Source organism: Stenotrophomonas sp. HITSZ_GD (assembly GCF_029543105.1).
Classification (GTDB): Bacteria; Pseudomonadota; Gammaproteobacteria; order Xanthomonadales; family Xanthomonadaceae; genus Stenotrophomonas_A.
This window is the reverse complement of record NZ_JARQXB010000010.1, coordinates 38,712-58,945: the sequence shown is the minus strand read 5'-3', so window position 1 is coordinate 58,945 and position 20,234 is coordinate 38,712. Positions and strand designations below refer to the sequence as shown.

General features: G+C 68.9%; 25 protein-coding genes. 14 read left to right on the top strand and 11 right to left on the bottom strand.

Features of this window, described 5'->3' with window-relative positions; all coding sequences use genetic code 11:
- Positions 1-20 precede the first annotated feature (20 nt).
- Complete coding sequence (locus tag P6166_RS11275; protein ID WP_277764558.1) at positions 21-950, bottom strand: AraC family transcriptional regulator; 930 nt, start codon at positions 948-950, stop codon at positions 21-23.
- Positions 951-1,040: 90 nt separating this feature from the next.
- Here P6166_RS11275 and P6166_RS11270 point away from each other — a divergent pair, with 90 nt between their 5' ends.
- The 5 genes from P6166_RS11270 to P6166_RS11250 all read left to right on the top strand — a co-directional run bounded on the left by P6166_RS11270 (position 1,041) and on the right by P6166_RS11250 (position 5,050).
- Positions 1,041-1,874: an oxidoreductase gene (locus P6166_RS11270; RefSeq protein WP_277764557.1), complete on the top strand. Its 834-nt coding sequence runs from the start codon at positions 1,041-1,043 to the stop codon at positions 1,872-1,874.
- A gap of 266 nt (positions 1,875-2,140) precedes the next feature.
- Positions 2,141-3,037, top strand: a complete 897-nt coding sequence (locus P6166_RS11265) for an acyl-CoA dehydrogenase family protein (RefSeq protein ID WP_345781872.1) — start codon at positions 2,141-2,143, stop codon at positions 3,035-3,037.
- Positions 3,025-3,786, top strand: a complete 762-nt coding sequence (locus P6166_RS11260) for a PIG-L family deacetylase (RefSeq protein WP_277764555.1) — start codon at positions 3,025-3,027, stop codon at positions 3,784-3,786. Before P6166_RS11265 ends, P6166_RS11260 begins: the two co-directional genes overlap by 13 nt.
- Positions 3,783-4,370: a class I SAM-dependent methyltransferase gene (locus tag P6166_RS11255; RefSeq protein ID WP_277764554.1), complete on the top strand. Its 588-nt coding sequence runs from the start codon at positions 3,783-3,785 to the stop codon at positions 4,368-4,370. The genes P6166_RS11260 and P6166_RS11255 overlap by 4 nt, the downstream gene beginning before the upstream one ends.
- On the top strand, positions 4,367-5,050 hold the full coding sequence (locus P6166_RS11250) for a glycosyltransferase (RefSeq protein ID WP_277764553.1): 684 nt from the start codon (positions 4,367-4,369) through the stop codon (positions 5,048-5,050). The genes P6166_RS11255 and P6166_RS11250 overlap by 4 nt, the downstream gene beginning before the upstream one ends.
- Before the next feature lie 6 nt (positions 5,051-5,056).
- Here P6166_RS11250 and P6166_RS11245 read toward each other — a convergent pair whose 3' ends face one another.
- A complete protein-coding gene (locus tag P6166_RS11245; protein WP_277764552.1) occupies positions 5,057-6,220 on the bottom strand; it encodes a zinc-dependent alcohol dehydrogenase in 1,164 nt (387 codons plus the stop codon).
- A 180-nt stretch (positions 6,221-6,400) separates the two neighbouring features.
- Between P6166_RS11245 and P6166_RS11240 the strand changes: the two genes are divergently transcribed.
- Positions 6,401-6,748, top strand: coding sequence for a hypothetical protein (locus P6166_RS11240; RefSeq protein WP_277764551.1), 348 nt, complete (start codon positions 6,401-6,403; stop codon positions 6,746-6,748).
- A 78-nt stretch (positions 6,749-6,826) separates the two neighbouring features.
- Here P6166_RS11240 and P6166_RS11235 read toward each other — a convergent pair whose 3' ends face one another.
- The gene (locus P6166_RS11235; protein ID WP_277764550.1) at positions 6,827-7,324 is read right to left on the bottom strand and encodes a ferritin-like domain-containing protein; all 498 of its coding nucleotides are present in this window, start codon (positions 7,322-7,324) and stop codon (positions 6,827-6,829) included.
- A 95-nt stretch (positions 7,325-7,419) separates the two neighbouring features.
- Positions 7,420-7,986, bottom strand: coding sequence for an isochorismatase family cysteine hydrolase (locus tag P6166_RS11230; protein WP_277764549.1), 567 nt, complete (start codon positions 7,984-7,986; stop codon positions 7,420-7,422).
- A gap of 125 nt (positions 7,987-8,111) precedes the next feature.
- Here P6166_RS11230 and P6166_RS11225 point away from each other — a divergent pair, with 125 nt between their 5' ends.
- Both P6166_RS11225 and map read left to right on the top strand, forming a co-directional pair.
- The gene (locus P6166_RS11225; RefSeq protein WP_277764548.1) at positions 8,112-8,324 is read left to right on the top strand and encodes a ParD-like family protein; all 213 of its coding nucleotides are present in this window, start codon (positions 8,112-8,114) and stop codon (positions 8,322-8,324) included.
- On the top strand, positions 8,321-9,097 hold the full coding sequence (map, locus tag P6166_RS11220; RefSeq protein WP_277764547.1) for a type I methionyl aminopeptidase: 777 nt from the start codon (positions 8,321-8,323) through the stop codon (positions 9,095-9,097). The genes P6166_RS11225 and map overlap by 4 nt, the downstream gene beginning before the upstream one ends.
- Positions 9,098-9,103: 6 nt before the next feature.
- On the opposite strand, the gene P6166_RS11215 is transcribed toward map, so the two are convergent.
- Complete coding sequence (locus tag P6166_RS11215) at positions 9,104-9,772, bottom strand: hypothetical protein (protein ID WP_277764546.1); 669 nt, start codon at positions 9,770-9,772, stop codon at positions 9,104-9,106.
- A gap of 100 nt (positions 9,773-9,872) precedes the next feature.
- Positions 9,873-10,844, bottom strand: coding sequence for an AraC family transcriptional regulator (locus P6166_RS11210; RefSeq protein ID WP_277764545.1), 972 nt, complete (start codon positions 10,842-10,844; stop codon positions 9,873-9,875).
- 96 nt (positions 10,845-10,940) lie between these two features.
- Between P6166_RS11210 and P6166_RS11205 the strand changes: the two genes are divergently transcribed.
- Positions 10,941-11,690, top strand: coding sequence for an SDR family oxidoreductase (locus P6166_RS11205; RefSeq protein ID WP_277764544.1), 750 nt, complete (start codon positions 10,941-10,943; stop codon positions 11,688-11,690).
- A gap of 41 nt (positions 11,691-11,731) precedes the next feature.
- Here P6166_RS11205 and P6166_RS11200 read toward each other — a convergent pair whose 3' ends face one another.
- A complete protein-coding gene (locus P6166_RS11200; RefSeq protein WP_277764543.1) occupies positions 11,732-12,613 on the bottom strand; it encodes a LysR family transcriptional regulator in 882 nt (293 codons plus the stop codon).
- A gap of 102 nt (positions 12,614-12,715) precedes the next feature.
- Between P6166_RS11200 and P6166_RS11195 the strand changes: the two genes are divergently transcribed.
- Positions 12,716-13,462 carry an SDR family oxidoreductase gene (locus tag P6166_RS11195; protein ID WP_277764542.1) on the top strand — a complete coding sequence of 249 codons (747 nt, stop codon included), beginning with the start codon at positions 12,716-12,718 and terminating at the stop codon, positions 13,460-13,462.
- A 54-nt stretch (positions 13,463-13,516) separates the two neighbouring features.
- Positions 13,517-14,965, top strand: a complete 1,449-nt coding sequence (locus P6166_RS11190) for an MFS transporter (RefSeq protein WP_277764541.1) — start codon at positions 13,517-13,519, stop codon at positions 14,963-14,965.
- Between the two features lie 167 nt (positions 14,966-15,132).
- On the opposite strand, the gene P6166_RS11185 is transcribed toward P6166_RS11190, so the two are convergent.
- Entirely contained in the window at positions 15,133-15,558 is a 426-nt protein-coding gene (locus tag P6166_RS11185) for a hypothetical protein (RefSeq protein WP_277764540.1), read from the bottom strand.
- A 218-nt stretch (positions 15,559-15,776) separates the two neighbouring features.
- Here P6166_RS11185 and frmR point away from each other — a divergent pair, with 218 nt between their 5' ends.
- The 3 genes from frmR to fghA are packed head-to-tail and all read left to right on the top strand — an operon-like array spanning position 15,777 to position 18,060.
- Entirely contained in the window at positions 15,777-16,052 is a 276-nt protein-coding gene (frmR, locus tag P6166_RS11180) for a formaldehyde-responsive transcriptional repressor FrmR (protein WP_277764539.1), read from the top strand.
- A gap of 55 nt (positions 16,053-16,107) precedes the next feature.
- Positions 16,108-17,217, top strand: coding sequence for an S-(hydroxymethyl)glutathione dehydrogenase/class III alcohol dehydrogenase (locus tag P6166_RS11175; RefSeq protein WP_277764538.1), 1,110 nt, complete (start codon positions 16,108-16,110; stop codon positions 17,215-17,217).
- Between the two features lie 9 nt (positions 17,218-17,226).
- Positions 17,227-18,060: an S-formylglutathione hydrolase gene (gene fghA / locus P6166_RS11170; RefSeq protein WP_277764537.1), complete on the top strand. Its 834-nt coding sequence runs from the start codon at positions 17,227-17,229 to the stop codon at positions 18,058-18,060.
- 85 nt (positions 18,061-18,145) lie between these two features.
- Here fghA and P6166_RS11165 read toward each other — a convergent pair whose 3' ends face one another.
- From P6166_RS11165 to P6166_RS11155, 3 genes are all read right to left on the bottom strand, one after another.
- Positions 18,146-18,484: a hypothetical protein gene (locus P6166_RS11165; protein ID WP_277764536.1), complete on the bottom strand. Its 339-nt coding sequence runs from the start codon at positions 18,482-18,484 to the stop codon at positions 18,146-18,148.
- A 69-nt stretch (positions 18,485-18,553) separates the two neighbouring features.
- A complete protein-coding gene (locus P6166_RS11160) occupies positions 18,554-19,498 on the bottom strand; it encodes a DegV family protein (protein ID WP_277764535.1) in 945 nt (314 codons plus the stop codon).
- Positions 19,499-19,591: 93 nt separating this feature from the next.
- Positions 19,592-20,230 (bottom strand): DsbA family protein, encoded by a 639-nt coding sequence (locus tag P6166_RS11155; protein ID WP_277764534.1) that lies wholly within the window; start codon positions 20,228-20,230, stop codon positions 19,592-19,594.
- Positions 20,231-20,234: the final 4 nt, after the last annotated feature.

The window sequence follows — 20,234 nt, the reverse complement described above, 5'->3', positions numbered from 1 at the left end:
CGCCGGGAAGCGCCCGGCCGTCAATGCGAGGACACGTAATGCGCATTGGCCTGCGCGGGCGGTAGCGCGAACGCCCCGCGCATGCGGCGCACCTCGCCTGAAGGCGCCAGCCCGAAGAGTCGCTTGAACTCGCGGCTGAACTGCGAAGGACTCTCGTAGCCCACCGCATGGCTGGCGGCCGCGACCGTCATGCCCTCGCGCACCATCAGCAGCCTCGCCTGATGCAGGCGGATGGATTTCAGGTACTGGATAGGCGAAGTGCAGGTCACGGCCTTGAAGTGGGCATGGAACGAGGGCGTGCTCATGCCCGCCTCCCGCGCAAGCTCGGCCACGTCCAGCGGCTGCGCGTAGGTGGCATGGATGCGCTGCAGGGCGCGACCGATGCGGCCGAAGTGGCCCTGCATCGACAGCGCGGCACGCAGGGTGTGGCCTTGCGGCCCGGCCAGCACCCGGAAATAGAGTTCCCGCAACAGGTGCGGCGCCAGCACCGCGGCCTCCACCGGGCGCGCGAGCGCCTGCAGCAGCCGCTGCACCGATAACCGCATGTCCGCATCCATCGGGCTGGAGACCATGCTGCGCGGCGCGGTCAGCGTAGGCGCGCGCTGCGCGCGGTCCATCTCCAGCATCAGCTCCGCCGCCAGCGGAAAATCCAGGTGCAGGTAGAGCGCGAGCAGCGGGTGCTCGGGCGAGGCATCGGTCTCCATCGTGAAAGGCACCGGCACCGACACCGCGAGGTATTGCTCGGCGTCGTACACATACGTCTGCTGGCCGAAGTAGCCCCGCTTGGTGCCTTGGACCACGATCACGATGCCCGGGTCGTAGAGCACCGGCGTCTGCGCCAAGGGGCGATCCGAGCGCAGCAGCCGCACGCCCGGCAATTCCGTGAGCGTGTAGCCCTCGCGCGGGGCCAGGGCCTGTGCCAGGGCGGGCAGTGAAGGTGGGGGATTCATAGGAATAGGCATGGATGGGAGGGTTATCGGCCTATTTGTGCGGCGATGGCTTTCCTATTGTGCGCCTTCCCGATAGCACAGGTGCGCACCATGACGATCTCCAGGCTGTTTCTCATCACCGGCGTCAGCAGCGGCTTCGGCCGCGCGCTGGCGCAGGCGGCTTTGGCGGACGGGCACCGGGTGGTGGGCACGGTGCGGCATGTAGAAGCGGCGGAGGCCTTCCAGATGCTGGCGCCGGGTCGCGCCTTCGCGCGCCTGCTCGACGTCACCGACTTCGAAGCGATCGCGCCCCTGGTGGATGAAGTCGAAGCCACGCTCGGCCCCATCGGCGTGCTGGCGAACAACGCCGGCTACGGCCACGAAGGCGTGATGGAGGAATCCCCGCTGGAAGACCTGCGGCGCCAGTTCGACGTCAACGTGTTCGGCGCGGTGGCGATGATGCGCGCCGTGCTGCCGCACATGCGGGTGCGCCGCAGTGGCCGCATCCTCAACATCACCTCGATGGGCGGCTTCATCACGATGCCCGGCATCGCCTACTACTGCGGCAGCAAGTTCGCGCTGGAAGGCATCAGCGAAACGGTGGGCAAGGAGGTGCGCGACCTGGGCATCCACGTCACCGCGGTGGCGCCGGGCTCGTTCCGCACCGACTGGGCAGGCCGCTCGATGGTGCGAGCGCCGCGCGCGATCGGCGATTACGACGCGCTGTTCGACCCCCTCCGGCAGCGCCGCCAGGAGGTCAGCGGGCACCAGCTCGGCAACCCGGAGAAAGCAGCGCGGGCGATGATGCAGCTCATCGACTGCGAGGCGCCGCCCGCCCACCTGTTGCTCGGCAGCGATGCGCTTGCCTTGGCGCGCGACAAGCTGCAGGCGCTGGAGAGGGACATCGCCCGTTGGGAAACGCTGACCCGCTCCACGGATGGCTGAACGCCTCAGCATTCCCCGCGATGCGGATGCTCCTCCGGGGCGGGCCGAAAGCCCGCCGCCTCTGCGCAGGAAGGGGACGCTTGCGAGGCATGCGCTCACCGCAGGCTCACGCGGCCTCGTTTCCGGCTTCACGGGCGAATTTCTAGCGTAAGCGGATGCACGCTCACGATCTGCCCCTATCTTCATCCACGCCCGGCGATAGCGCCCCCGCCTCTCCATCGCGACTGGACGCGCGTGCCGCCGAGTGGCTGCACCACTTTCCCACGTTGCCGCTGCCTGGCGGTGGTCATACGCTCGATCGCTGGCGCGCGCTGGCGACCCTCGCGGCGGAAGATGTGTGCCTGGCGAAGTGGCTCGAGGCGCATTACGACGCGCAAGCGATCCTGATGGAGCTGGAGGGCGACGCGCCGGGGCCGGGCCAGGCGTGGGGCGTATGGGCCGCCGAACCGCCGGGCGACACGCTGGCGCTGCACCGCATCCCCGGGCAGCGGCTGGGCCGGTTGCACGGCACCAAGTCGTGGTGCTCCGCTGCCACATCGCTTACCCACGCGTTGGTGACGGTGCGCGAAGACGAGGCCCGCGTGCTGGTGGCCGTGGCACTGGATGACACCGTGCAGGTAGACGCCAGCGGCTGGCAGGCCGTGGGCATGCGGCGTATCGAAACCGCGCGGGTGGAGTTCAACGGCACGACCGCGCGCGTGGTCGGGCGCCCGGGCGAGTACATCGCCCGGGCGGGCTTCTGGCATGGCGGCGCGGGCATTGCCGCGTGCTGGTTCGGCGCCACCCGCGCCATCGCCGAGCGGCTGCGCGCCGACCGCCGCGCGAGTAGCGACCCGCATGCCGCCGCGCATCTGGGCGCCATCGATGTGCGGCTGTCGGCATTGGCGGCGGTGCTGCGCGAGACGGCCGCGCTCATCGACGAGGCGCCGACGCTGCCGCACCAGCGCGAAGTGATGCAGCTGCGGGGCCTCGCCGAAGACGTGGCCCAGGACGTGATCGCGCGCTGCGGCCGCGCGCTCGGTGCCGGCCCGCTATGCGCGGAGGGCGATCACGCGCAGCGCTGCGCCGACCTGCTCACCTTTCTCCGTCAACACCATGCCGAACGCGACCTGGAAGGGCTCGGCAAGCTCGCCGCGCAGGAGGAGGACGCATGGCGGCTGTGAGCGAGCGGCTGATCCACGGCGCGGGCACGCAGGAGGCCGCCTGGCGCGCCGCGCCCTGGCTGGAGGAGGCGCCGTCCGCCGGGCTGGACGAACTGGTGCCGGCCGCGTCGCGGCTGCTCGTGGTGGCGCCGCATCCGGATGACGAAGTGCTCGGGTGCGGCGGCCTCATCCACGACGCCGTCGCCGCCGGGCGCCAGGTGTGCGTCGTGGCGTTGACCGATGGCGAGCACGCCTATCCACACGAACCCGCCTGGCCGCCCGCGCGTTTGGCGCGGACGCGGCGCGCGGAACTGCGCGACGCCTTGGCCGCGCTTGGCGCGGGTGACGTGGAAGTGCGCCACCTCGCCCTCGGCGACGGCGCGCTGGCCGAGCGGCATGCCGATACGGTGCGGGCGCTGGCCGCGCTATGTGGGCCGCGCGATGTGTTCTGCGTGACCTGGGCGCGCGATGGTCATCCGGACCACGAAGCCGCCGCGCGCGCCGCCCACGAGGTCGCGCGCCGCCAGGGCATACCGGTGTTCGAATACCCGATCTGGGGCTGGCACTGGGCCGACGCCGCCCACTCGCCGTTCGGCGACAGCCTGCTGCGCTACGAACTGGACGCACGCACGCGCGAATGCAAGGCGGCCGCGATGCGTCGCTTCGCCACCCAGACCGGCGAGGTGGCCCCCGCGCCGGCCGCGCCGATCCTCCCGCCCGCCGTGCTGCAACGTTTCCAGCGGCCCTTCGAGATCTACCTGCGCACATGAACCTGGACTTCGACCAGCTCTACCGCCAGCCCGATCCCTTCGGCTACGCCTCGCGCTGGTACGAACAACGCAAGCGCGACCTGCTGTTGGCGATGCTGCCGCGGCGGCGCTTCCACCGCGGTTGGGAGCTGGGGTGCTCGACCGGCGTACTCACGCGCCTGCTCGCCGAGCGTTGCGAGCAGGTCTTGGGCACCGATGTCTCGCCGCGCGCCATCGCGCAGGCGCAGGCAGCCGGTGCGCCGCCCAACCTGGCATTCGAATGTTCGGTGCAGCCGCGCCAATGGCCGCCGGTCCAGTTCGATCTCATCGTCTTCAGCGAGGTGGGCTACTACCTGGACGCGGCCACGTTGGCGACGGTGTCCTCCCGGTTGGCGGAGTCGCGCGATGCCGCTCGCGAGGGCGGCCTCGTCGCCTGCCATTGGCGGCATCCGTTCGAGGGCCGCCTGCACAGCGCCGAAGCCGTGCACGCGCAGTTGGCCGAGGCGTGCGGCGGCCCGCCCAGCCATCGCTACGAAGACCAGGACCTGTTGCTGGAAGCCTGGTGGCCCGGTGCCAGCGTCGCCACGCGCGAGGGGCTGGCGTGATCGCGGTATTGGTGCCCGCGCACAACGAGGTACGCCGTATCGGGGCCTGCCTGCGGGCAATCGCGGCCGCGGCGGCCGACCCGGCGGTGAGGGATACCGTCGAGGTATTCGTCGCGCTGGACCGCTGCACCGACGGCACCGCGGCGGTGGTCGCGCAGATGGGCGCGCATGCCGTCCTCCCTGCCGGCAGTGGCGTGGGCGCCGCGCGCGCCGCCGCGGCGGAGGCCGCCCTGGCGCGCGGCGCCACCTGGCTGGCGCATACCGATGCCGACAGCCGGGTGCCGCGCCATTGGTTGGCGGCGCAGTTGGCCTGCCGTGCCGACGTGTTCTGCGGGCCGGTGCGCGTGGCGCGGTGGCGGGATTATTGCGATGCCACGCGTCGCGCGTTCGAACACTGGGAACGCATCGAGGATGGGCATCCGCATGTGCATGGCGCCAACCTGGGCTGCAGCGCGGCCGCGTACCTCGCCGTCGGCGGCATGGGCGCGCAGATGACGGGCGAAGATGTCGACTTCGTCAGGCGCGCGACAGAGCACGGGCTGTGCATCGCCCGTCGCGGCGATCCCTGTGTGCAAACGAGTGCGCGCCGCAATGCCCGCGCGCCCGCGGGCTTCAGCCATTTTCTCGCCGCGCTGGAGGCCTCGGTCAGCCCCGCCGGCACGCCGGCGGGACCGGGCTGAGGCGGTTCAGGGCGTCAGCACGACTTTGCGACAATCTTCCTTGCGGTCGTTGAAGATCTGGTAGGCCTGCGCGGCATCGGCCAGCTTCATGCGGTGGGTGATGATCTCGTCCGGGCGCAGGCGGCCTTCGCCGATCGCCTCCAGCAGTTCCGGCAGCAACGCCTGCACGTGGGTCTGGCCCATCTTAAAGGTCAGGCCCTTGTCGAACGCATCGCCGAACAGGAAGCCGTGGATGAAACCGGCATACACGCCCGGCACGCTGACGATGCCACCGCGGCGCGTGGCCGCGATGCACTGGCGCAGTGCGGCGCCGCTGGAGGGCTCGATCTTCAACGTGGTCAGCACCGTCTCGGTGGTGCTGCCCTTCGCCTCGAAGCCGACCGCATCGATGGACGCGTCCACGCCGCGTCCCGCGGTGGCCTCGATGATCTGCGCAGCCGGGTCGTCCTGCTCGTCGAAGTTGATCGGGATCACGCCATAGGCGGCGCGCGCGAACGCGAGCCGGTAGTCGTGGTGGTCCACCATGTAGATCGTTTCCGCGCCCAGCATGCGCGCGCACGCCGCGGCCATGCAGCCCACCGGTCCGGCGCCGAAGATCGCCACGGTGCTGCCCAGCTTGATGCCCGCATTGACCACGGCCTGGTAGCCGGTGGGCAGGATGTCGGAGAGGAACAGCACTTGTTCGTCGGCGAGTACGTCCGGCACGGCGAACGGGCCCACGTTGGCCTTGGGCACCCGCACCAGCTCGGCCTGGCCGCCGGGCACGCCGCCATACAGGTGGCTGTAGCCGAACAGCGCGGCGGGCGGCCGCAGCTGCTTGCGGTTGAGCGCGGCACCTGGGCCAGAGTTGGTGGTCTCGCAGGCGGAGAATTCGTTGAGCGCGCAGTGGAAGCACTGTCCGCACGCGATGACGAACGGGATCACCACGCGGTCGCCGACGCTGACCTCGGTGACTTCCGGGCCCACCTCTTCCACGATGCCCATGAACTCGTGGCCGAGGATGTCGCCATCGTGCATGTCGGGAATCTTGCCGTGGTAGATGTGCAGGTCCGAGCCGCAGATCGCCGTGGCGGTGACGCGCAGGATCAGGTCGTCCGCGGCCACGATGGACGGGTCTGGAACCGTTTCGACGCGCACGTCCCGCGCGCCCTGGTAGGTGAGTGCCTGCATGTCGATGTCTCCGTGCGAGTGAATCCGCACGCTGTGCCTTCGCGGGTAAACCTGGGGTGAGCCGCATGTGTGCGTGCAGTGCAGGGCAGCGCAATGTTCGCTGGCCGTGAGCGCGCGGCGCATCGCTTTCGCAAGGCGTGGAAGCGCGAGCGCGCAAGCTGCCGCCAGGAGGAATCGGCCATGCGCAGCTTGACGGGTCGCCAGAAGCGGCAGCTCTCGCGCCAGTTCGCCATCGCGGCGCTGGGAGGGGCGCTGGGAGGCTTGTCGGTGGATGCGGTGGCCCGGCTGCTGGAAGAGATCGTGCCGGGTTACGAGACGCACGACGACACGATCGTCTCGTCGAGGGATGGCCTGCGTTGGTTTCGCGAACCGATCGAAGCGGTGACCGACGCGATCTGGCGCGCGGGACGCTTGCCGGAACTCGCTTCGCTCAACTGGCGGCTGGCGATTACATCGCCGCGGGTGAACGAGGAAGGGTGGTGGGCCGCGCCTGGGCTGGTGGACGTGCTCGAACACCGGGCGCATTAAACGGGGCCGCTGCACACGCAGCGGCCCCGGATGAGGCAAGCGTGGCCCGCGACGCAATGGTGCGCGGGCCCTGTGGCGTCACGCCGCCTGCGCCGCCTTGGCATTGCCGCCGGATTTCGCCAGCAGCGTGAGCTTTTCGTCGGTGGCCTTTTCTTCCTGCAGCGTTTCGAGCAACAGCGGCAGGGCATCCTTGTAGCCAAGCTGCTTGGCGAGCGCGGCCAGCGTGCCGTAAGCGGCGATCTCGTAGTGCTCCACCTTCTGCGCGCCGCCAATCAACGCCGCATCGCGCAGCGGGCCTTCTTCCACGGAATCGATGACTTCCTTGCCCTCTTCGACCAACCCTTCCATCGCGGCGCACTTGATGCGCTTGAGGCGGATGTCGAGCACTTCCACCACCTTGTCGATGCGCTCGATCTGGCCCTGTGTTTCTTCCAGGTGGGTTTCGAACGCCGCGCTCAGGTCGGGGTTGCTGGCTGCGCGTGCAAGCCGGGGAAGGGCGCGCGTGAGCTGCTTCTCGGCGCTGTAGATATCCGACAGTTCGTGGATGAAAAGATCTTCGATGGTCTTGATGGCCACGGAGGGACTCCCGGGTTGAGTGGAGCCTGGAAGTTAGGGGTCGCGGCGTTAAGTGCGGTGCGAGCCCGCGTGATGGCAGCGCGAGGGAGCGCAGTTCAGGAAGCGTCGGCGTGCGCGTGCCCCAGGCAATTCATCGCGGTGCGCACGCCCACCACCTGCGCGGCATGCGATGCGGACATCAGCGAGAACGCCCAGCGCTTGCGTTCCGGCAACGCCGCAACGGCCTCGCGCACTACACGCACGCGGTATTCGCGCGCGTTCGCATCCACCGCCGTCGACAGGATGCAGGCATCGGCGGTCATGCCGGTGAGGAACAGGGTATCGACCCCTAGCTTGGACAGCAGCACCGGCAGCGGCGTGGCAAGGAAGGCCGAATGCTTCGGCTTGAGGATGAAGTAGTCCTCCGGGGTGGGCTTGAGGCAGGCGACCACGGCCTTGGCCGTCTCGCCGCTGGCGCTGGCCATCGCCACCAGTTCGCGGAAGTCCGAGCGCCAGTGGGCGAAGTTGTCGTTGGCGTAGATGACCGGGCGACCGCTGCGATGGCATGCCTCGCGCAAGCGCCTGATCTGGCGCGCGGTACGTACCAGGTCGGCCTGCATCGAAGCAGCCTCGGGAAAGTCGAACGGGCTGATCATGTCGATGATGAGCAGTGCGGAATTCATCGCGGACACGTGTCGGTGGAAGAGCCTCAGTGTTGCCGCCGGGATGTCGCGCGCCTGTTAACGACGCTTGCGTTGCATATATGTTGCATATACGATGCGTATATTCCTGACGGCTCGGAGGCGCCATGGGCATCGTGAACATCGACGACGAGCTGCACGACCAGCTGCGCCGCGCTTGCACCGTGACCAGCCGGTCGATCAATGCGCAGGCCAATTTCTGGATCAAGGTCGGCATGCTGTGCGAGATGCACCCGGAGCGGAGTTTCCAAGAGATTGTCGCCAACGAATTGCGCGCAGCCGGCGTGCGGCCACAGCCGCTGCGCACGGGACGGGCGTGATCAAGACGCCCGACGCGCTGGCGCGGATGGCCGAGGCCGGCGCGCTGCTGGCGCAGGTATTCGACGCGCTTGGCCGGCTACCGCTGGAAGGCAAGAGCACGCTGGAGCTCAACGACTTCGTCGAGCGCATGATCGTCGATGACCTGCAGGCGCGCCCGGCCAGCAAGGGCCAGTACGGCTTTGCCTACGTGCTCAACAGTTCGATCGACGATGTGGTGTGCCACGGCGTGCCATCCCGGGACGATGTGCTGCGCAGCGGGCAGATCGTCAACCTGGACATCACGCTGGAGAAGCACGGCTACATCGCCGATTCCAGCACCACCTATCTGGTGGGCGAGGTGGATTACGCCGCGCGACGGCTGGTGTCGGCCGCCTACCAGGCCATGTGGAAGGGCATCGCCGCGGTTCGCCCGGGCGCGCGGCTGGGCGACATCGGCCACGCCATCTCGCACTACGCGCGCGGCCAGGGCTACAGCGTGGTGAAGGAGTACTGCGGGCACGGCATCGGCCGCCAGATGCACGAGGAGCCGCAGGTGCTGCACTACGGCCGGCCCGGCACCGGACAGGTGCTGCAGGAAGGCATGACCTTCACCATCGAGCCGATGATCAACCAGGGGCGCGCGGCCATCCGCGCGCATGCGGACGAATGGCCGGTGTACACGCGCGACGGCAAGTTGTCGGCGCAGTTCGAGCATACGGTGGCGGTCACGCGCACCGGCGTGCAGGTGCTGACGCTGCGCGCCGACGAGAAGCCGCTGTGCAGACTGGGTTGAACGGCGCTATTTCAGCTGGTCCCGCTGCCACTGTTGCTCGCACAGGCCCTGCGGCTGCCAATCGTGGATCAGGGTCGTGGGCGGCTGGTGTGCATCGTGCAAAATCAACGCGAAGCCGCGCCGCGGCTGCGTGCCCACCGCCATCAGCAGCATCGGCGGGCCGCCACGGATGAACAACGTATTGCCCGGGCCACGGCCGAGCTGCATGCCGTCCGGCATTTCCAGGCAGGTATCGCCCTCCAGCGCGTAGAACGCCTCCGGTCCCGAGTGGACATGCAGGGGGGCTTTCGTGCCGGGCGCGAACACCGAACGCAGGTACTCGGCCGTGTACGCGCCGGCCGGCTGCACCGGCAGCGGCCCGATCACCGCCGACTGCGTGCCACCCTTCGCGCGCCACGCCTTGCCTTCCAGCGTAAACAGCCACGTGGCGCCGAACGCTTCGACGATACTGCTGCGCGGCGTGGCGGCACGCGCGGCCGCCTCGCGCGAGGCGAAGCGGTCGATGTGCCAGAACACCGGGCCGCCAGGCAGGCCTGGCACCGGCGTGCTGGCCAGCAGGCAGGCAGGCCCGGGTGTTTCGTCGCCGCCACATGGGCGCGCGGTGGCCTGGGCATGGCTGCGCGGGATGGCGAACAACAACAGGGCGATCAGCAACGCGATCTGCAGGGAGCGCATGGTCGTCGGGGTCCTGGGCGGGCGCGGGGCGGCGCGCCGTGGAATGTAGCGCACCGCAGGGACCTACGGCGATCCCGCCCCGCACGGTCCCGCGCCTGGATCAGGCCTGTGCCCTGCCGCCGTCGGTGGAGGGTTCGATGGCGTCGATGACGCTGGCTTCTTCGGCCGTGGTGGCCGACGAATATCTGCGCGCGTACTGCGACGGCGGGCAGCCCAGGTGGCGCGCGAAGGCGACGCTGAAGGTGCTCGCCGAACCATAGCCCACGCGATGCGCGACCTCGGCCAGGCCGAGGTTCTCGCGCCTGAGCAGGTCCTTGGCCAAGGCCATGCGCCAGGCCAGCAGGTATTCCATGGGCGGCATGCCCATCACGCGGTTGAAGCGCTCGAAGAACGCCGAGCGGGAAAGCGCGGCTTGTTTCGCCAGTGCATCGACGGTCCAACCGTGCGCCGGCCGTGCATGTATCGCGCGGATAGCCGCGGCCAGGCGCGCATCGGACAACGCCCGCACCAGTCCGGGCGCCACGCCCGTGCCCGCGCTGCAGCGCAGCGCTTCGATGAGAAGCACCTCCAGCAAGCGGGCCAGCACCACTTCCCGGGCAAGCCGGTCCTCGCGGGATTCGTCGCCGAGCAAGCGCACGAGCGTGGCCAGCCGGGGTTCGCCGGGGACGTGGAGGAGCCGTGGCAACAGCGAGACGAGCAGGGCGGCATCCGGCGAGCCGAAGCGACAATGGCCCGCCATGATGCGCAGGTCCGTCGGTCCCTGCGCCGCGCCGACGCGAAAGCTCCCGTCGCCGAGCGCCAGCGGGGGCGCATCGGCCACGTCGGCGGGTGCGTCCAGGCTGGACATCGTGAAGCCGTGCGACGCGGGAACCAGTACGAAGTCGCCCGCGTGCAGCACGATGTCCTCGCCGCCCTCCGGCCGCAGCCGGCAACTGCCTTCCAGCACGGCGCAATAGAACGGCTCGCCCGCGTTCGAGCGCCGTGCCCGCCATGCCCCCGCGCCGACCACCTGCTTCGAGAAGCGCGCGGCCGGCTGGAGCAACATGACGACTTCCGCCAATGGATCGACCATGGCTGGACGCTCGCTAATGAAATTCGGACGTTCGATTGTAGTCAGTACGGGTGGCGCGACCTACCTTGGCCGCTCCCCCTTGCCCCCAGAGGCTCCATGAAGACCGTACTGATCACCGGCTGCTCCTCCGGCTTCGGCCTGGCGACCGCGCGCCATTTCCTCGAACGCGACTGGCGCGTGGTCGCCACCATGCGCAAGCCGCGGCATGACGTGCTGCCGGCCTCGCCGCACCTGCAGGTGCGGCAGCTCGACGTCACCAACGCCGACAGCATCGGCCGCGCGATAGCGGCCGCCGGCGCCATCGACGTGCTCGTGAACAACGCCGGCTTCGGCGCGCCCGCGCCCCTCGAACTCACGCGCATGGACACGCTGCGCGCGCTGTTCGAGACCAATACGTTCGGCACGATCGCGGTCACGCAGGCCGTGCTGCCGCAGATGCGCGCGCGTGGCGCCGGCGTGATCGTCAACGTGACCTCCAGCGCGACGTACAAGCCGCTGCCCTTGATCGGCGCCTACCGCGCGTCCAAGGCCGCGGTGAACGCGCTCACCGAGTCGCTGGCGGGCGAGGTCGCGCAGTTCGGCGTGCGTGCGCACATCGTGCTGCCGGGCTCGTCGGGCGAAACGCGGTTCCGCGAAAGCGCACGCGCCGGGCTGCGCGGCCTGGACGACCCGGCCTATGGCGAGTTCATGCAACAGGCCATCGCGCGGATGGTCGAATCCGTCGGGCCGGGCACGACATCGCATGATGTGGCGCAGGCGGTGTGGCGCGCGGCCCACGATGCCGATGCGCCGTTGTACATCCCGGCCGGGGCGGATGCGGTGCAGTGGGCCGCCGAGGCGAAGTGAGATCCGCTGCCCGGTGCCTGCCGCGAGCGCCCGCCGCGCGGCTAGCCAGCCGCGTCGTCGGCAGGTGTAGCGGGATGCGGCAGCAGCCGCTGGGCGATCTCCAGCAGGGCGCGTAGCCGGTCCATGTGGCGCAGGTCCTGGTGATAACCCACCCAGACGTCCCGGCCAGGCGGCGCGCCGAAGCGGTCGATGCGGTGCAGCCCTGCGATGCTTTCACCCAACGGCCGCGGCAGCACGGCGATGCCTTGGCCACGCAGGCACATCTGCGCCTGCACGCTGCGGCTGGTGCTGGCGAACGCGCGCCTGGCATGCGGGAACCGCTCCAGCAGCCAGCCGACATCCGGAAAGTGCGCCTGGGCCGCGTTCATCAGGATGAGGCGCGCCGATTCGGGATCGTCGTTGGCCGCGCGTGCCGTGTCGGCTGAACCGTAGAGGCCGTACGGCATCGTCATCAGCCGCCGCTGGACGATGTCCGGCTCGCTGAAAGGGACGATGCGGAACGCCACGTCGGCCTCGCGGCGGGAGAGGTCGAGCAGCCGATAACTGGCGATGACCTCGGGCACCACGCCCGGGTGGAGGCGAGCAAGTTCGACGAAGACCGGCGCCAGCACGTAAGCGGCGAACCAGTCCGCCGAGGATATGCGCAGGACGCCTTCGAGCCGTGCGTGGTTGCCGGCCAGGCGCCGTTCCATGGAAAGCGCCGATTCCTCCATGGACTCCGCCAGCGCCAGCACCGCGTCTCCGGCATCGGTCAGCACCAGGCCGTCTTTCGTCCTGCGGAACAGCGGCTGTTCGGCCTCGTCCTCAAGCACCTTGATCCGGCGGCCCACGGTGGGATGGCTCACGCCCAGGGTGCGTGCCGCCTCGCCGAGCGACTTTCCGCGCACGACGGCGAGAAATATCCGGATATCGCTCCACTCCACGCCCAGGCTGCCCGTTCAAGAATGCACGCCGAATATGCAGGAATGGCAGTGCCCAAACAATCCTGCCGGCGTCACCATGCCCGCCCCCACTGGAGGTGCAGCATGCGCAAGTTGAACGGAAAGGTCGCACTCGTGACGGGTGCCGCGAAGGGTATCGGGGCCGGGATCGCGCGCCGGCTGGCGAGCGAGGGCGCCCAGGTCGTCGTCAACTACGCTTCCAGCGCGGGCGGCGCGCAAGCCGTGGTGGCCGATATCGAACGCGCGGGCGGAAGTGCGATAGCGGTGCGTGCCGACGTTCGCCATAAGGCGGACGTGGATGCGCTGGTCGGCGCTGCCATCGCGCGGTTCGGCAGGCTGGATATCGTGGTCAACAACGCCGGTATCTATGCGTTCGCCAGGATCGAGGACACCACCGAGGCCCTGTACCGCCAGCAGTTCGACCTCAACGTGCTGGGCCCGCTCCTGGTCGCCGGCGCGGCTGCGCCGTTCTTGGGGGAAGGGGCGAGCATCATCAACATCAGCTCCTTCGTCACGCGCATCCTGCCGGTCGAAAGCGCCATCTACAGCGGCACCAAGGGCGCGCTCGACGCGATCACCGGCGTGCTCTCGCGCGAGCTGGGGCCGCGCGGCATCCGCGTGAATGCAGTCAATCCCGGGCTGATCGAGACCGAAGGCACGCACGCCAACGGCGTGATGGGCTCGGATTTCCAGGCCTGGAACGAACAACAGACGCCGCTGGGCCGCATCGGCCAGGTGACCGACATCGCATCCATCGTCGCGTTCCTCGCCTCCACCGATGCGGGCTGGATGACGGGCGAATGCGTCATCGCCTCGGGCGGCATGCGCTGAGCGCGCGATGCGTACGCGTCGATTTCGTCGTGCCACCCCACGAGGAGAAATGCGGTGAATACCTTTTCCAATTCCGGTGCGGTGGACCCACGCCGCTGGGCGGCCTTGGCCGTGCTGCTGGTCGGCACGCTGTTGCCGCCGCTCGACTTCTTCATCGTCAACGTCGCCTTGCCCGACATCCGTTCGAACCTGCGCGCCTCGGCGGATGTCGCGCAACTGGTGGTGTCGGTCTACGCCATCGCATACGCCGTGACCCTCATCCTGGGCGGGCGGCTGGGTGACCTGTATGGCCGGCGGCGCACCTTCGTGGCGGGCATGCTGGGCTTCGGCGCCGCCTCCGCGATCTGCGGATTCGCCGGGTCAGCGGAGGTACTCATCGCCGGCAGGCTGCTGCAGGGCATCTCGGCAGCGGTGATGGCGCCGCAGTCCCTGGCGTCGATCCACGCGCTGTTTTCCGCGAACGAGAAGGGCAGGGCGCTCAGCCTGTACGGGTCGACCTTCGGGTTGGCCGCCGTGGGCGGGCAACTGCTTGGCGGCGTGCTGGTGTCGGCGGATGTCTGGCATCTGGGCTGGCGCAGTGTCTTCCTCATCAACCTTCCGGTCATCGCATTGGCCGTGCCGGCCGCGTTGACGCTGGTGCGCGAAACCCGCGCCGAACAAACGGGTGGCATGGATGTTCCCGGCGTCATCCTGTTGGCGATGGGGGTGCTTGCGCTCGTGGTGCCGCTGATCGAGGGGCGGCAGCAGGGCTGGCCCGCGTGGACCCTGGTCCTGCTGGCGTCGAGCGCGCCGCTGCTTGCCGTCTTCTGGCGCTATGAAAAGCGTCGGGAGCGCGCGGGCGCGACGCCGCTGGTGCCGCCCTCGGTCATATTGGCGGCGCGTGGCCTGCGCCTGGGCTTGCTGGCGGCGATCCTGCTGTACGCCTTGGCGTCGTTCTTCCTGACGTTCGCGGTGTATCAGCAAGCGGGGCTGGGGCGCGACGCGCTCGCGGCGGGCCTGGCGATCCTGCCGCTCGGCATCGGGCAGTTGCTGGGGCCGTCCTGTGGCCTTCGCCTGTCGCGCCGGGTGGGCACGCGCACCGCCGCGCTGGGCATGAGCCTGGAAGTGACGGGCCTGGTGGTGGTCGCGGGCGTGGTGGCGCTTGGCCATCCACGCTGGCTTCCGCTTCCGCTGCTCGTGCTGGGTATCGGGCAGGGCATCGCCTTGCCGGCGCTGGTGCGATTGAATGTCGACCGCGTGGCCCCGCGTTGGGCGGGGCTGGCCGCGGGGGTTGTCAGTGCGGCGATGCAACTGGGCGGCGCGTTGTCGGTAGCGCTGGTCGGTGGGGTCTTCTTCTCGCTTGCGCCGGATGGGGCGGGTCCCGATCAGGTCAAGGTCGCGTTTGCGGTCGCCTGCCTGATGATCGGCACCGCGATGGCGATGGCGGCGGTCCTGAGCGGGCGGGTCGCCGCCACGGCCAGCGTAATGCGCGACGAGGTGGGTGTGCGGGCGGGCCCGGTGTAGCGCAAGCAGTCACGCCTGCGCCTGATCGGGATCGCCTGCCCGCTTGATCGCGTCAGCCGGGTTCCATCTCTACACCAGCACGCCCAAGCAGAGGCCGACAATGGCTGGGCGCTGCTGGATTTCCTGATCGGGAAGCGAAGGAAAATGACGCACGGGCGGGGACAGCTTCAGGGCGCGGGGTCCGCTCCTACACCTTCAGGATCCAATCCCTTCGCGCGCAGCGCTTCGTTGACGGTCTCGGCAAAGCACTCGTATCGCAGGGCCATGATCCGCGCCGGCGCGTAGGTGCGCAGTGGCTCTGCTTGCAGGCGCGCCTCGACCTCGGCCTCGTCGGTCAGCGCTACCAGCGGCTTGAGCCGGGGATCCTGCTCCACGCGTCGGCTCACGCAGCCACATGTTCGCCAGGAGGGCACCGGCTGCAACAGCGCGCCCAGCTCCGCATCGGCACGCAGTGCCTGTATCGCCTGCGAACACGCCGGGTAGTAGTAATGGAAAAAAGGCGGTGGCGGCGCGGGCGGCGCGGGTTGCGCGCTGGCGAGCGCTGGCGCGAGCAGCATCAAGAGGGCCGCCAGGCCGCGTGCTTTCCTGTCCATGTGAATCTCCAATGGTTTTTCTGCGTCGCACTCCGCGACGTATCCCGACTCGGTTGCCGGGCTGTCGGATCATGACATCCAGCGGCCCGGAAAAGCAGCGGGCATGACGCGAGCGGGTGGATGGTGGGCGGGTGGGAGTGGCGCTTCACGGCGACCGGCGGACTTGCCATTCCCCACCCAATCCCTATACTGCCCCCCAGTATCCGGCAGGCCCGCCCATGCCTCACTCCCCCGAAGAAAAAAAGCGCGTCCTCACCCGCGTGCGGCGCATCCGTGGCCAGTGCGACGGCCTCGAGCGCGCGCTCGAAGCCGGCGCGGACTGCGGCCCCGTGCTGCAGCAGATCGCCGCGCTGCGCGGTGCGGTCAATGGCCTGATGTCCGAAGTGCTCGAAGCCCACATCCGCGAAGACTTCAGCCAGCCCGCCCAGTCCGATGCGCAGCGCAGCGCGCGCGTGCAGGAACTGCTCGGTCTCGTCCGCTCCTATCTCAAATAAGCCGGGCGCCCTTCGCACCCGCTTGCCCTTTCATCGCATCCGCAGGAGAAGCCTCATGAAATCCCGTGCCGCCGTCGCGTTCGGTCCCGGCCAGCCGCTGAAGATCGTCGAGATCGACGTCGCCCCGCCCAAGGCCGGCGAAGTCCTCATCAAGATCACCCACACCGGCGTCTGCCACACCGATGCCTTCACCCTCTCCGGCGATGACCCGGAAGGCCTGTTCCCGGTCGTGCTCGGCCACGAGGGGGCGGGCGTGGTGGTCGAAGTGGGCGAGGGCGTCACCAGCGTCAAGCCGGGCGATCATGTGATTCCGCTCTACACCGCCGAATGCGGCGAGTGCCTGTTCTGCAAGTCCGGCAAGACCAACCTGTGCGTGGCCGTGCGCGCCACCCAGGGCAAGGGCGTAATGCCCGATGGCACCAGCCGCTTCTCCTACAACGGCGAGCCGATCTACCACTACATGGGCTGCTCGACCTTCAGCGAATACACCGTGGTCGCCGAAGTCTCGCTGGCCAAGGTCAATCCGCAAGCCAACCCGGAACACGTGTGCCTGCTCGGCTGCGGTGTCACCACCGGCATCGGCGCGGTGCACAACACCGCCAAGGTCGCCGAAGGCGACAGCGTGGCCGTGTTCGGCCTCGGGGGTATCGGCCTGGCGGTGATCCAGGGCGCGCGCCAGGCCAAGGCCGGACGCATCATCGCCGTCGATACCAATCCCTCGAAGTTCGAACTCGCCAAGCAGTTCGGTGCGACGGATTGCGTCAACCCGAAGGACCACGACAAGCCCATCCAGCAGGTGATCGTGGAGATGACCGGCTGGGGCGTGGACCATTCCTTCGAATGCATCGGCAACGTCAACGTGATGCGCGCGGCGCTGGAATGCGCGCACCGCGGCTGGGGCCAGAGCGTGATCATCGGCGTGGCCGGCGCGGGCCAGGAGATTTCCACCCGTCCGTTCCAGCTCGTCACCGGCCGCACCTGGAAGGGCACCGCCTTCGGTGGGGTGAAGGGGCGCTCGCAGCTGCCGGGCATGGTGGAAGACGCGATGAAGGGCGATATCGAACTGGCGCCTTTCGTCACCCACACCATGCCGCTGGATGACATCAACGACGCCTTTGACCTGATGCATGGAGGCAAGTCGATCCGCTCGGTCATCCATTACTGAGCCGCCGCCATGCAACGCATCGAACAACACGCCTGCTTCGGCGGTCGCCAGGAAGTGTGGCAGCACCGTTCCGAGGTGCTCGGCTGCGACATGCGCTTCGCTGTCTACCTGCCGCCGCAAGTGGCGCAAGGCGGCCAGCTGCCGGTGCTGTACTGGCTCTCCGGCCTGACCTGCACCGAGCAGAACTTCATCACCAAGGCGGGTGCGCAGCGGTATGCGGCCGAGCATGGGGTGATCCTCGTCGCGCCGGATACCAGCCCGCGTGGCGATGAGGTGGCCGATGCCGAGGGCTACGACCTGGGCAAGGGCGCGGGTTTCTACGTCAACGCCACGCAGGCGCCCTGGGCGTCGCACTACCGCATGTATGACTACATCGTGGACGAGTTGCCGGCGCTGGTGGAGGCGAACTTCCCGGCCAGCGAGGCGCGCGGCATTTGCGGCCACTCGATGGGCGGGCATGGCGCGCTGGTGATCGGCCTGCGCAATCCCTCGCGCTATCGCAGCATCTCGGCGTTCTCTCCGATCGTGGCGCCGAGCCAGGTGCCGTGGGGCGAGAAGGCGTTCACTGCCTATCTCGGCGAGGACCGCGCGGCGTGGCAGGAATACGACGCCACCGCGCTGCTGGCGCACGGCTATGCGCGTACGCCGCTGCTCGTGGACCAGGGCGGCGCGGACGAGTTCCTCGAAGGGCAGCTACGCCCGCAGCTGCTGCAGTCTGCGGCCGAGGCGGCGAACCACCCGCTGACGCTCCGCATGCAGCCGGGGTATGACCACAGCTATTACTTCATCGCCAGTTTTATCGGCGACCACGTGGCGTGGCATGCGAAAGCCTTAAAGGGCTGAGGCCACCCCATCGGAACGGTAGGACCGCTCCTGTTGTAGGAGCGGCTTCAGCCGCGACCAGAAATCGTCGGCGTCCGTGGTCTTATTAGCGCACGTTGCGCAGTTCCCAATGCTTCCCCGCCAGCACGTGCATGCGGTGCTTGAGGATATCGCCGGGGATGGACGTGGTCGCCACCAGGTTGATGCGTAGGTCGGCCTGCTGGCCGGTGACCGTGGCCGAGGGATCGGTGATGCCCATGCTCGGGTCGACCTCGTCCGGATCCGGCTGCAGCGCCAGCCAGCGCTGGAACCAGGCCGGGTCGGCCAGGGCATCGCGCAGCTGCTCGGCGAAGGCCTCGGCGCCATGCGCGCTGAAGCTCACGCTCGGTTCGCTGCCACGGGCCTGGGCGGGATCGGGAAGGCTGATCGAATAACTCACGGACATTGCGGGGTTCCTCGTTGGATGGCCCAAGCCTAGCGTCGCCGCCCGCGTGGGCGGCGTGACGATCCGGCATCAGGCGCTGAACGTGTGCGGCTCGGCGGCGAAGCCCACGGCCACCGCGCCCTTGCCGACATTCACCATGCCGGTCAGGCTCATCACGCTTTCGAGCATCTGCACGTTCTTCTCCGCGCAGGCATCCTTGAGCGCGGTGTAGCCGGGCAGGGCGCGCAGTTCGGCCAGCTCGCCGCCATAGCCCACGCACACGGTCGGCGTCATCAGGCCCTCGCGCACCTTGCGCGCGGCGAATTCGAACAGCTTCTGCACCGAAGGCTCGAAGCCCTTGAGCTTGGCCACCGGCTCGGTGTTGCCGCGGTAGGCCCGCAGCACCGGCTTGATATCCAGCGCGCTGCCCAGGGCGGCGCTGATCAGGCCCACGCTGCGGTCGCCCTTGGCGCGCGCGCGGTTGCGCAGGTAGTACAGGTCGCGTGGAATCATGTAGCCATAGGTGTTCTCGGCCAGCTGCTCGAGCCGCGCACGGATCTGCGCCACGTTGGCGCCCTCGTCGCGCATGCGCACCGCTTCCACCGCGGTGATGCCCTGGCCGGCGAACAGGTTGAGCGTGTCGATCACCCGCAGCGCGAACGGCGAGTTGTGCCCGGCGGCCTGGCGCACCGGCTTGTAGTCGTTGAGGATCGCGAAGCTGGCCTGCATCGCGTTCTCGTGGATCTGGCTGCGCAGCTTGGAGATGGTCAGGCAGAACACGTGGTCGTAGTCGATGACCAGCCGGTCCAGGAACAGGTCGCGGATCTGGTTGACCGAGAACGGCGTGGTTTCCGCCTCATGGCCGCGCTCGGCCACATGCGCCTGCAGGAAGCTCAGCGTGGCCTCCTCGTCGCGGTGGTCGGCCAATACCGCCTCGCCGATCCTCACGCTGATCGGAAGCAGCACGATGTTGTGTTTTTCGATGAAGTCCACGGGCAGATCGCAAGCCGAATCCACCACGATGCCGATACGCATTGCCCCCTCCGGCTGTTGCGTGCGTTGATGCTGGTTTGTGAAAGCTATCCCAAAAATGGGGTCCGGCGTAAGCGGGGAAACCTGACAGGGCTGTCAGGCGCCGCCCCGGCGGATGCCCACGGGCAGGTGGGCCAAGCGGCCGGCCTCGCCGCGCCGCAGCCAGTCGGGGTCGGCCAGCACGGTCTCCATCAGGCCGTGGGCATCGTTGCCCCAGAACAGTTCCCCGCCGATCTCCAGCGTCGGCACGCCGAACACGCCGGCCGCCAGGGCCTGCTCGGTGTTGGCGCGCAGCTGGGCCTTCACCGCCGGGTCCGCCGCTGCGGCCTCGGCCTCCAGGCCCAGGGCATGGGCCAGCGGCTGCAAGGCGTCGGCGGTGTCGCCGGCCAGGCCATCGCGCCACAGCCAGTCGAAGATGGCGTCGATGGCGTGGATGGTGGTGCCGGCGGCGATGCACAGCCGCAGCGCCGGCAGCGGATTGAACGGGTGGGTGGGCGGGAACCGCAGCGGCACGCCTTCGTGTTCGGCCTGCCACTGCACCTTGCGGTAGGTGAAAAGCCGCTTGCCTTCGATCTCCGCCGGGCCACGCGTGCCGAGCTTCTCCAGCACCGCGCCGAACAGGATCGGCACCGGCACGATGTCGCGGGCCTGCGGCAGGCGCCGCAGCTTCTGCCAGTGCAGGTAGGAGAACGGCGAGACGAAGTCGAAATACCAGTGCGGGTGCGGGGCGGCCATGCGC